The 12,493-nt window shown below is 41.5% G+C and carries 8 protein-coding genes; 6 read left to right on the forward strand and 2 right to left on the reverse strand.

The genetic code is table 11. The features are described 5' to 3' along the window. The first annotated feature begins 8 nt into the window (after nucleotides 1-8). Entirely contained in the window at nucleotides 9-1,694 is a 1,686-nt protein-coding gene (gene treC / locus DFO73_RS25415; protein ID WP_110067476.1) for an alpha,alpha-phosphotrehalase, read from the forward strand. 168 nt (nucleotides 1,695-1,862) lie between these two features. Here the strand turns inward: treC and DFO73_RS25420 are convergent, their stop codons facing one another. Further along, nucleotides 1,863-3,080: a NupC/NupG family nucleoside CNT transporter gene (locus tag DFO73_RS25420; protein WP_110067477.1), complete on the reverse strand. Its 1,218-nt coding sequence runs from the start codon at nucleotides 3,078-3,080 to the stop codon at nucleotides 1,863-1,865. 189 nt (nucleotides 3,081-3,269) lie between these two features. Then, nucleotides 3,270-4,145 (reverse strand): metal-dependent hydrolase, encoded by an 876-nt coding sequence (locus DFO73_RS25425; RefSeq protein WP_110067478.1) that lies wholly within the window; start codon nucleotides 4,143-4,145, stop codon nucleotides 3,270-3,272. Nucleotides 4,146-4,345: 200 nt separating this feature from the next. Between DFO73_RS25425 and DFO73_RS25430 the strand changes: the two genes are divergently transcribed. The 5 genes from DFO73_RS25430 (at nucleotide 4,346) to DFO73_RS28910 (ending at nucleotide 12,369) form a co-directional block, all read left to right on the forward strand. Further along, complete coding sequence (locus tag DFO73_RS25430; RefSeq protein WP_110067479.1) at nucleotides 4,346-5,923, forward strand: peptide chain release factor 3; 1,578 nt, start codon at nucleotides 4,346-4,348, stop codon at nucleotides 5,921-5,923. A gap of 642 nt (nucleotides 5,924-6,565) precedes the next feature. Continuing rightward, on the forward strand, nucleotides 6,566-7,963 hold the full coding sequence (gene nhaC / locus DFO73_RS25435) for a Na+/H+ antiporter NhaC (protein ID WP_110067480.1): 1,398 nt from the start codon (nucleotides 6,566-6,568) through the stop codon (nucleotides 7,961-7,963). Nucleotides 7,964-8,189: 226 nt separating this feature from the next. Then, on the forward strand, nucleotides 8,190-11,477 hold the full coding sequence (locus tag DFO73_RS25440) for an efflux RND transporter permease subunit (RefSeq protein ID WP_110067481.1): 3,288 nt from the start codon (nucleotides 8,190-8,192) through the stop codon (nucleotides 11,475-11,477). Nucleotides 11,478-11,720: 243 nt separating this feature from the next. Then, nucleotides 11,721-12,197 (forward strand): hypothetical protein, encoded by a 477-nt coding sequence (locus DFO73_RS25445; RefSeq protein WP_110067482.1) that lies wholly within the window; start codon nucleotides 11,721-11,723, stop codon nucleotides 12,195-12,197. A 13-nt stretch (nucleotides 12,198-12,210) separates the two neighbouring features. After that, entirely contained in the window at nucleotides 12,211-12,369 is a 159-nt protein-coding gene (locus tag DFO73_RS28910) for a hypothetical protein (protein ID WP_181396130.1), read from the forward strand. Nucleotides 12,370-12,493: the final 124 nt, after the last annotated feature.

The raw sequence follows: 12,493 nt of genomic DNA on the forward strand, positions 1-12,493 counted from the left end.
TGATTCAAATGAAACAACCTTGGTGGAAAAAAGCAGTTGTATACCAAATTTATCCAAAAAGTTTTAACGATACGACAGGCAATGGGGTGGGGGACATTCCCGGCATTATTGCCAAACTGGATTATATAAAGGAATTGGGTGTTGACGTCGTTTGGCTTACACCGATTTATAAGTCTCCGCAGCGTGATAACGGCTATGATATTAGCGACTATTTTAGCATCCATGAAGAATATGGAACGATGGAAGACTTCGATAAGCTCCTGGAAGAGGCGCATAAGCGCGATATTAAAATAATTATGGACATTGTTGTGAACCACACTTCAACAGAACATGAATGGTTCCAGGAAGCAAAAAAATCAAAAGACAACCCATACAGGGATTTTTATATTTGGAAGGATCCAAAAGCGGATGGAAGTGAACCGACAAATTGGGAATCCAAATTCGGAGGAAATGCCTGGGAGTTTGATGAAACAACAGGGCAATACTACCTGCATCTTTTTGACGTCACCCAGGCTGATTTAAATTGGGAAAATGAAGAGCTGCGACGCAAAGTCTATGACATGATGAAGTTCTGGTTTGAAAAAGGGGTGGATGGTTTCAGGCTTGATGTTATCAACCTGATCTCCAAGGACCAGCGTTTTCCTGATGATGACGGGACTATTCCGCCAGGCGATGGCAGAAGGTTTTATACAGATGGACCGCGTGCCCATGAATTCATGCACGAAATGAACCAGAATGTATTTTCCAAGTATGACAGCATGACGGTTGGCGAAATGTCCTCTACAACAATCGAACATTGCACCAAATATTCAAATCCTGAGCGCGAAGAATTAAGTATGACATTCAATTTCCATCATTTAAAAGTAGATTATCCAAATGGCGAGAAATGGGCTTTGGCCGACTTTGATTTCGGAGCATTGAAACAGATCTTGTCCAAGTGGCAGACTGAAATGCATAGAGGAGGCGGATGGAATGCGCTGTTCTGGTGCAACCATGACCAGCCCCGTGTTGTTTCAAGATATGGGGATGATCAAAAATATCATCGTGAATCTGCAAAAATGCTTGCTGCAACCATTCACATGATGCAGGGAACTCCGTATATTTATCAGGGAGAAGAGTTTGGCATGACCAACCCTGGCTTTGAAAGCATTGATGAGTACCGGGATGTTGAGTCACTGAACATTTATAAAATCCTGAGGGAAAAAGGGAAGTCCGAACGGGAAATCATCGAGATTTTAAAACGTAAATCCCGTGATAACTCCCGTACGCCTGTCCAATGGGATGCAACGGAAAATGCTGGTTTTACTGAAGGAACCCCGTGGATAAATGTAGCTTCCAATTACACGGAAATCAATGCAGAAAATGCATTAATAGACCAGGATTCTGTTTTTTATCATTATAAAAAGCTGATCCAGCTCCGCAAGCAATATGACATAATCACTTACGGTGATTATGAATTGATCTCAGAAGAACACCCGGATGTATTTGCCTATATACGTAACGGAGAAAATGAAAAGCTTCTTGTCGTAAATAACTTTTATGGTAAAGCAACATCATTTACATTGCCCGCTGCAGTTGATTTAGAAGGATACCAATCCGAATTATTGCTGTCCAACTACGAGGGTTCACCTTCTGCAGCAAAAGAGATCAAATTGCGTCCATATGAATCAGTTATTTACTATTTGAAAAAATAAATGAGAAAAATCCTCCCGCAGCCTTGTCTGCAGGAGGATTTTTTGTTCTCAAAAGGCATTTATCAACGAAATTTATATATCAGCGAAAAAGATGCTTTTATCAATGAAAAGTTCCAATATATCAACGAACAAAGCATTTTTAGTAAAATGCTTTGCAGGGCATCCAGCTTAAAACAGCATTCCGGCAATCGCTGCACTGAGCATGGAGGCGAGGGCACCGGCCGCAACAGCTTTGAGGCCAAGGCGTGCAATGTCTTGTCTGCGATTAGGAGCCAATCCTCCAAGTCCGCCGAGCAGGATTCCCAATGAAGATATATTGGCAAATCCGCAAAGGGCAAAACTGATAATTGCTACAGTTTTGTCTGATAAATTTGGAATTTCCGGTGCAAAAGCAGAATAGGCAACAAACTCATTCAGAATTAATTTTTGGCCGATAAAGTTGCCTGCCTGGACCGCTTCCTCCCATGGGACCCCGATCGCAAATGCAAGCGGAGAGAAAATGTAACCAAGAATGGTTTCAAGGGTTAATCCCCCAAATCCAAACCAACCGCCAACCCAGCCGAGAAGCCCGTTAATTAAGGCTACAAGAGCGATAAACGCCAGGAGCATTGCACCAATATTCAAGGCAAGTTCCAAGCCCACACTGGCTCCTTTTGCCGCTGCGTCAATGACATTGGCGGAGTCGCTGTCTACTTCCATATCAAACTCCTTTGGCTCCTCTTTCTTTTCTGTCTCCGGCAGCATGATCTTTGCCAGGATTAATCCGGCTGGAGCAGCCATAAAGCTTGCTGCAAGCAGATATTCAAGAGGCACTCCAAGCAGGGAATATCCAATCAAAACAGATCCGGCAACAGATGCAAGACCACCCGTCATTACAGCGAATAACTCTGATTTCGTCATATTCGCGATATAAGGGCGAACGACGAGCGGGGCCTCCGTTTGCCCAACAAAAATGTTCGCTGCAGCTGACATGGATTCTGCCTTTCTGGTCCCAAGGAGCCATGAAAGTGCGCCACCTAAGATCTTAATGAAAAACTGCATGATCTTTAAATAATAAAGGACTGAGATTAATGATGAGAAAAAGATAACGACCGGCAGCACCTGAAATGCAAACACAAATGCAATTCCTGACTCCTCTGTAAACAGGCCGCCGAATAAGAAGTTAATTCCCTGATTGGCATAATTGATAACGTCATTTACTTTCATAGTCAGCCAGTTCAGTGCATTTTTGCCGGCTTCCCACTTCAAAACCAGGAATGCAAAAATCAGCTGAATAGCTAGCCCTCCAGCAACAGTCCGCAAATTGATTGCCTTTTTATTGCTTGAAAGCAGGAACGCGATTCCCAAAACGACAATGATACCGAATATTCCCCAAAGAAAGTTCATCTTAACACCTCATATACTATGTAGTATTTCTTGCAAGACGACTGGTGGATTGAGTCAGCAATACTCCTATTCCCCAAAAAATCCGCCTTAAAGCTTAATAGTTGTATTATGTGCAAAAGGGGAAAAATCATGAAAAATAAATAATGCCGATATTGTTTTTCCAAACAAAAAAGAGATGAGCCCGAATACTCATCTCTTAGAGTTTTTCTCTATATATTCAAATAAAAAGGACTGCCCGTTTCTGTAAAATCGGGGATCATAAATGCCAAGCCGTTCATTATCATCAACGAGAACGACAAACGGGGACCATTCATAAAGGGTTTTAGCCTCAGGCCGTTGCGAGAACAATTTGTCCAGATCGGCGGTTTCATTTGATTGAAGGACGTACTGTTTTTCTTTTTTCTGAAACAAATTATCATTAAAAATGATAACCTCATCTTCTTTTTTGGTAATGACTGAATAGGTCCAAGGAACAAAACCAGCAGACAAGGCAACTTGATCGTACTGGCCATCGTATTGTTTATAAAGCAGGAAACCTTGTGTGCTTTGGACAATCACATGAAGAAGCACGAATGCCCAAGCCATTTTGTAGTAATAAGGTGATTTTAGCTTATTTCTTTTAGAAAAAATAAAGGCTGTTCCAATTATGATCCAGAATACTAAATCAACAATCGGGATCGTGCCAAAAGTAATTCGCATATTTGAAAAAGGCTCCAAATATCCAGTTCCCCAGGCATTGAATAAATCACTGGTATTATGTATGAAAACGGCAAGCCATCCCAGCAGGAAAAGCTTCTTATCTTTTATTTTGAAAAGCAGGAGGGATAAAAGGAAAAATAATAGGGCCCAAATGGGAGTCAGAAAAACGGAATGGGTGATGCCCCTGTGCCACATTTGATAAAGCCCCTCGGTATCCCATAGACGTGAAATAACATCTATATCAGGAATTTGGCTGGCACCGACAGCTGTCAGCAGATAAGCCCTTTTATGATTTTTGTTCATGTCTCTTTTATCTACTGCACCGTAAAGGCTCAGGCCGAATAAAGTATGTGTAATCGTATCCATGATTCCGCCTCCTTTGCTATCATATTTGTTTTAATTATTATAATCCTGAAAATGGAATATAAAAAGAGATAAGCTATTCTTAAATGCGTTGCAAACTTTTCTCTCGCGCGATAGAATTGAAGGTATTGCAATAATTAACATAGATTTACCCAATCATTGCTTTTATAACAAATTTCCATATAAGTAAGAGAGGAACTATTATGTCCAAAAATTTTAAAGATGAAGTTTTATCCCGTCGCACTTTTGCGATTATCTCTCACCCGGATGCCGGGAAAACGACACTGACAGAAAAACTTCTGTTATTCGGCGGCGCCATTCGGGATGCGGGTACAGTAAAAGGTAAAAAGACAGGAAAATATGCGACAAGCGACTGGATGGAAATCGAGAAGCAGCGTGGAATCTCCGTTACCTCCAGTGTGATGCAGTTTGAATATGAAGGTGCCCGTGTAAATATCCTTGATACGCCTGGCCACCAGGATTTCAGTGAAGATACGTATCGGACTTTGACTGCTGTTGACAGTGCAGTAATGATTATTGACTCCGCTAAAGGAATAGAGGAGCAGACGCTGAAGCTATTCAAAGTCTGCCGTATGAGAGGTATTCCAATCTTTACTTTTATGAATAAGCTGGACCGCCAGGGGAAGCCGCCTTTGGAATTGCTCGCTGAATTGGAAGAAGTAATGGGAATTGAATCGTATCCTATGAACTGGCCAATTGGGATGGGAAAAGAATTCCTTGGCATTTATGACCGATTTAACAACCGAATTGAACAATTCCGTGTTGACGAAGAGGACCGGTTTGTCACCTTGAACGAAGAAGGTGAAATAGAGGGGAATCATACCTTGAAAGACTCAGGATTATATGATCAAACTCTTGAAGAAATTATGCTATTAAATGAGGCGGGCAATGAATTTTCCAGAGAGCGTATTGCTAATGGTGAATTGACGCCTGTATTTTTCGGAAGCGCCCTGACAAACTTTGGCGTACAGACGTTTCTGGAATCCTACCTTCAATTTGCACCGCCACCGCAGCCGCGCAACTCGACAACTGGTGAAATTGACCCGCTATCAGAAGAGTTTTCCGGCTTCATATTTAAGATTCAGGCAAATATGAACCCGGCACATCGCGACAGGATTGCATTCTTGAGAATTTGCTCCGGCCAATTTGAACGCGGTATGGCAGTCAATATTCCAAGGATCGGAAAATCAATCAAGCTTGCACAGTCCACACAATTTATGGCGGATGACAGAAGCACCGTTGACTCGGCAGTAAGTGGAGATATTATCGGAATTTACGACCCGGGAACATACCAGATCGGAGACACCTTAACAGTTGGGAAAAACAACTTCCAATATGAACGCCTTCCGCAATTTACACCCGAACTCTTTGTAAAAGTAACTGCAAAGAATGTAATGAAGCAAAAACACTTCCACAAAGGCATTCAGCAGCTGGTACAAGAAGGTGCAATCCAGCTGTTCAAAACTGTAAAGATGGAAGAATACCTATTAGGTGCAGTAGGACAGCTCCAATTCGAAGTATTCGAGCACCGCATGAAAAATGAATACAACACAGAAGTGTATATGGAAAGACTCGGCTCAAAAATTGCACGCTGGGTAGAAGGGGACGACGTCAACGAAAACCTCTCCAGCGCAAGAAGCCTGCTAGTCAACGATCGCTATGACAAAAAAGTCTTTCTATTTGAAAATGACTTTGCACTCAGATGGTTCCAAGAAAAAAATCCGGATGTTAAATTATATAATCCAATGGATTCACAATAAGAAAACGGTCCCTTTGAAGGGGACCGTTTTTTACCTTTGTGCCGAGTGAGTGGGAGGATAATGAAGGATATAGAGAGGCAAATAGTTGAATTGACCGGAAAATAGAGGCAGCTGGGCGTAATGGAGGTTAACCCTTGCTCTAAACAAAAGAAACCCGGGCACAAAAGGAGCAGTTCCGCACACGAAAAGGCCGAACCCTCGCAGAAGGAAATAAAAACCGAAAGTGCTGTCCACAAACGAAAGAAAAACACACGTAACCGGGACCTTATCAATTCCTGTATATTCATCTATCAATCCACTTGACAACTCCTTCAATAGATTATATATTATTAACACATACGCTTTAACGCTAAAAAGCGTTTAAGTTTGAAAGTCGTATACTCAATTAAAAGAAAATAATCTTGTCCGCAGATCAGTAGATTAATTGCAGGCAGCAAATAGAGACTGGATGGGTGCTGAAAATCCAGGCAGCAATTGGTTGAATTACAACTGCATTGAAAAAGGACAAAGTTTTTTAAAGAGGATAAGCTGTATATTTAGGCTTATCAATTAGGGTGGTACCGCGGAGCTCCTTCGTCCCTATAGGCGAGAGGGCTCTTTTTGTTTGCTTAAACTTCAAGCTATGCATAGGAGGAATACATCATGCACCAGGATCAAGCAGCATTGCGTTTGAAGCCGTTGGAGGCACTAATTGTTACTTTAATTATTTTGGGCGGTATCAGTTATTCTATTATTTTTGCAGGGGCAGTACCACATATTCCGGTAGTTTTTGCAATCATGGGGTTAGTTGCTTATGGTTTAATAAAAAAGGTATCTGTTAAAGAGCTGGAAAATGGCCTAATTGAGGGAGCAAAGTCCGGTCTTGGCGCCATTTTTATTTTTTTCTTCATTGGCATGCTGATCAGCAGCTGGATGGCGGGCGGGACTATTCCCACTTTTATATACATGGCCCTGGAAGCCGTTAATGGAAAGTTCTTTTATGCAATTGTATTTGTGGTAGCATCTGTGATTGGCATGAGCATCGGAAGCTCACTGACAACAGCGGCTACATTGGGCGTTGCCTTTATGGGCGTCAGCACAGCTTTAGGTCTTTCAGAAGCTATAACCGCGGGAGCTGTTATTTCCGGAGCGTTTTTCGGGGATAAAATGTCACCTTTATCTGATACAACAAACCTGTCCTCATCAACCGTAAAGGTAGATTTATTTGAGCATATAAAAAACATGGCATGGACAACAGTGCCTGCTTTCGCTATTTCTCTCGTGCTTTTTGCTGTGTTGTCACCAGGTGAGGCTGCATCGGATTTTACAAAAATTGCCCAGCTTAAAGAAACCTTGCAAGATCAGGGGCTGGTTCACTGGTACTCTCTGTTGCCTTTTGTTATCCTGACAGTTATGGCAATAAAAAGAATATCAGCAATCATCACTCTTTCCGCTGGCATAATCTCATCACTGTTAATAGCAGTTCTCGTACAGAACAGCTTTGGGGTCCAAGAAGTAATGTCATTGCTTTTTTCAGGCTATGTATCTGAGAGCGGATCAGAAGAAGTCGATTCATTATTATCACGGGGCGGAATGGAAAGCATGATGTTTTCTATTTCACTAGTATTGCTTGCTCTTTCTATGGGAGGATTATTTTTCAAGCTGGGCATTCTTCCTGCTTTGCTCGAAGGCATCAAAGGCGTGTTGAATCGTGTGCCTTCCCTGATTGCTTCTGCAGCCGGAACAGCAATTGGAATCAACTTCTTACTTGGTGAGCAGTACCTCTCCATTCTTCTGACAGGCAATGCCTTCCGGGAGCCGTTTGAAAAAGCAGGCCTGCATACGAAGAATCTATCCAGAATTCTTGAGGATGCCGGTACTGTGGTTAACCCTTTGGTTCCATGGAGTGTTTGCGGTGTTTTCCTTACAGGCGTATTAGGGGTGGAGACAGGAGCCTATCTTCCGTTTGCGTTCTTCTGTCTGCTGAGTCCCATTATAACTTTAATTTACGGTTTAACCGGTATAAAAATTACAAAAACGGATAAAAAAGCAGCTGTTTAAAGCTGCTTTTTTCATTTTTTATGGGTTTTTTTTCTGTCACTCTTTTGCCACATTTCAGCGCACATTCATTGCTTGCATAGTGCTGATAGCTTTTATATAGTTAAAATGGGTTTATTCGTAAATTTGTTTGCCATTATGGAAATTGTATAACACGATTTCAGAAGCGGAATCCGTACAGGCAGCGGGTCCTGTTACTTAGTTACTGCCATTGAAAGGAGCAGCATGAGTGCGTATAAGTGATTTTTCTATAAGAAGGCCAATATTTACATTGGTATCTATGTTTTTAGTCCTTATTTTAGGGGTTGTCTCCCTTTTAAATATTCCATTAAAACTCATACCTGATATCAACCCGCCTGTGGGTGTTGTTGTTACTTCCTACCCGGGGGCAAGCCCTGATGAGGTTGTTGAAAAAGTAACAAAGCCATTGGAAGAAAATTTGGCTACACTGCCAGGGATTAAAACGCTGACCTCCACGTCACAGGAAAGCGCCAATTTTATCTTGATGCAGTTTTCATGGACAACGGATATTGATGAAATTCAAAGTGAGGTTATCCAGCGGCTGGATCAAACGCAGCTGCCGGAAGATGCAGATGATCCCCGTTTTATGAAATTTGATCCATCACAGTTTCCTATTATTCAATTATCTTTGAGCGCGGATGAGGATTCCCAGACTTTAAGAAAACTTGCTGAGGAGCTGAACCTGGAACTGACGAAGGTTGAAGGTGTAGCCAGCGTCAATATGTCAGGTACAGCTATAAAGGAAGTCCGGGTTGAACTTGACCAGGAAAAATTAAGGGATTACAAATTAAGCCAGGCTGACGTTGTTGATGTTATTCAGTCAAATAATATTTCAATGCCAGGTGATCCGGTATTAACAGAAGGTAAAGAACTAACCACAAGAATCATCAGCAGCTTGGATTCACTTGATACATTGAAGGAACTTACCGTTACGATTAATCCAGCAACTGGTGAAAACGTAAGTCTGCAGGATATTGCGGAGGTTCAATTAACCAATCAGGACGATAGAACCATTACCCGTACAAATCAGTCTCCGTCTGTATTATTAAGTGTTCTTCAGCAGTCTGATGCGAATACAGCAGAAGTTTCAGAAGAGTTTATAGAAAAACTGGATGACCTTCTGGAACAGGAACAGTATGAAGGAATTGAATCAGAAATTCTTTTTGACCAGGGAGATTACATTAATCTGGCAATAGGAAATATCTCTAATTCGCTGCTTCTTGGGGGAGTTTTTGCCATGATTGTGCTCTTTTTCTTTTTGAAAAATGTTAAGAGCCCGCTAATTATTGGCATTTCTATTCCTTATTCAGTTATTTTTACGTTTGTCCTTATGTACTTTTCAGATTTCACATTAAACATTATGACATTAGGCGGTCTGGCGCTTGGAATTGGAATGCTGGTCGATAACGCCATAGTGGTTATCGAAAATATTTACCGCCATTTATCTATGGGGAAAGATCCAAAGGCGGCCGCAAGCGATGGTGCAAAAGAAGTTGGGTCTGCAATTACAGCTTCCACCTTGACTACTGTCGCCGTGTTCATTCCTGTTGTCTTTATATCAGGAATCATTGGTGAATTGTTTACAGAATTTGCGCTGACCATTTCCTTTAGCCTCTTTGCTTCTTTAGTAGTGGCTCTCACGGTTGTCCCTATGCTTGCCAGCCGTTTACTGAAAGCGCCTAAAACGAATCTTGAAGCTAAAAGGCAGGAATCTGGCATAATGCGTTTACTTGAAAGATCTATCAAATGGTCATTGCGGAACCGCGCTGTGGTTATTGCGATTACAATGTTGCTCTTGGCAGCAGGAAGCTTTGGATTAACGACTGTCGGAACGCAGTTTCTTCCTAATACGGATGAAGGATTTTTTACTGTCCGTATGGAACTTGAAAACGGAACAGCTCTATCCGAAACAGAGAAAGTCATTACTGCGGTAGAGGAAGAACTTAAGGATGAAGATGAGGTTGATACGTATGTCAGCCTGATAGGAACCACACAGGAAGGTTCCTTCCGCGGCTCTGCAAATGCCAATATTGCGGAGCTTTATATCAAAATGAAAGAATTGGATGAGCGCGAAAGATCGACATTTGAATTTGTTGATGATGTGAAAAAGGATTTTGAAAAAGCAGCATCCAAAGTAAATGAAAGTGCAGATCTCTCATTCAATATGCAATCATCATCAGGCACTGCACCAAATACTTTAACCTTTAGTGTGCGGGATACGGATCCAAATCGCTTAAATGAGAATGTAGACAAAATATATAATGGATTAAAAGACCTTGACGATGTTACAGAGCTGACTACTGATTTAATGGATACCGTTGAGGAAATCCAAATAACGGTGGATCGCGAAAAGGCACTGGAGCAAGGTTTGGCTCCTGCTCAAATTGCGATGGCCGTAAATGATGTCACGCGCGGCAATCGTGCAACACAAATGATAGACGATGAATCCAATATTTATGGCGTTTTTGTTGAATATGATAAAGAAATCACACAGGATATCGATAACCTGAAGACATTGCTCATAAAAAAACCGGATGGCAATTATGTTTCTTTAGATGAAGTAACGAATATCGAGCGGGGCGAAGGGCCTGTAAATATCCAGCGGATCAATCAGCAGGATGCCGTCCAATTCACGTTGAAATACAAATCCTCGACAAATATGGGGGCCATTTCAAAAGTGGTGGACAAAGAAATTGCCGATCTCGAATTGCCTGAGGAAACAGAAGTTGTATTTAGCGGTGACCGGGAATTGCTTGAATCCTCTATTGATGACATGGCACTGGCCTTTATCCTGGCAATCGTATTTATTTACCTTGTTATGGCAGCCCAGTTTGAGTCATTGAAGTATCCGTTTGTGATTATGTTTACTGTTCCTCTTATGATTATAGGGGTGGCAATTGCTCTTACTGCGACTCGCACACCAATTAGCTTAACGGCAATCATTGGGATTATTGTACTCGCAGGTATTGTTGTCAATAATGCGATTGTGATTGTAGACTATATTAATCAAAAGAAAGAAAACGGACTTAAGACCTATGATGCCATTGTTATTTCAGTAAAAGACCGGGCAAGGCCAATCCTCATGACAGCATTAACGACCATTCTTGGCTTGGTTCCTCTTGCACTTGGAATTGGTGAAGGAACTGAAATCAACCAGCCTATGGGAATCACTGTCATTGGAGGATTAATCAGCAGCACCTTCCTTACTTTGTTCGTCATACCGGTTGTATACAGTTTCTTTGACAAGGATACAAGGCGTTTAAACAAACTGTATGCGACACCTGAAGGCCATTTGGTGCCGGCCTATCTGCTTGAAGAAAGAGTGGAACGGGAAGAAAGACAAGATAGAGAGGCGGAACAGGAGAGGCTTCCTTCTGCAGAGACCCGGCCATACAGCAGGAACGAAATGGCGGCCATGCTGGAAGAGTTATCAAAAATTTTAAAAGAAGATAAAAAAGAAAAGAAAAATCATGATCGTGATGAAGAATCCCGATAAATGACATGGCCCCTTTCATTTGAGAGGGGCTTTTTTTATGAAGTAGCATCTTAAGACCGGTAAAACCTGCAATAGGCTGGTATAATGATCGTCATTAATACTGTACCTATATGAATGATTTATCTTTATAATGGCATAATATTTGTCAACACGCTCTTCAGGAAAATAATTGGAAATAAAACAGATAATTGGCTTATGAACAGAGCACAATAATACTATCGACTTGTAGCTGGTGATAAATGAATGAAAAAACTCAGTAAACTAGAAGCGGTTTTATGGAGCATTGCATTGCCTGGTTTTAGCCAATTATTAATTGGGCAGCTTTGGAAAGGAACCTTATTTGTCGCGCTTGAATTTATCATAAATGTATACAGTCATTTTAATTCCGCCATTATGTACAGTTTTATGTGGGAAATTGACAAGGCCGAACATGTACTTAATTTTCAATGGCTTATGTTTTATCCTTGTCTGTATATGTTCGCGATGTGGGATGCTTACCGAAGTGCAATGCCTGAAAAAGAACAATTATCTTTTCTTCCATTTGTGTTTGGTGCTTATTTTGTTACTGTAGGCCTAATGTACTCAACCAAGCTTGAAATATTTGGAATGCGATTAGGGCCAGTCTTTCTACCTATGCTTTTTGTTATACCAGGTTTATTAATAGGGTTTATCATTAGGTGGATTCTTTTAAAATGGAGGAGGGATCCTGTCCAAAATTAAGGCTGCGCTTTTAATGCAAATTAAAGATACGGCTTTGGCGAACTATTGCTGTTTATTAGTCTGCTGCCTTTTCTGCATGAAAACAGATTCAATCGACTTAACAGTTTTAATGGAAAATGGCTGGGTGCTGCTCGTATTCGTCGGGCTTGAGGACGTATTAGCTGCCGATTGATTCCATGCTTGCAGCAGTAGTGTTGGCAGTAACATTTAAATTTCGCTTGCAGCTGGCGGGTACTTCTTTTGGAGCAGAAAATGGGGGCTCCAAGGCCAATCATAATTTAGGGCTTTAACACACC

Origin of the sequence: Cytobacillus oceanisediminis (assembly GCF_003182355.1) — a bacterium.
Taxonomy (GTDB): Bacteria; Bacillota; Bacilli; order Bacillales; family Cytobacillaceae; genus Cytobacillus; species Cytobacillus oceanisediminis_A.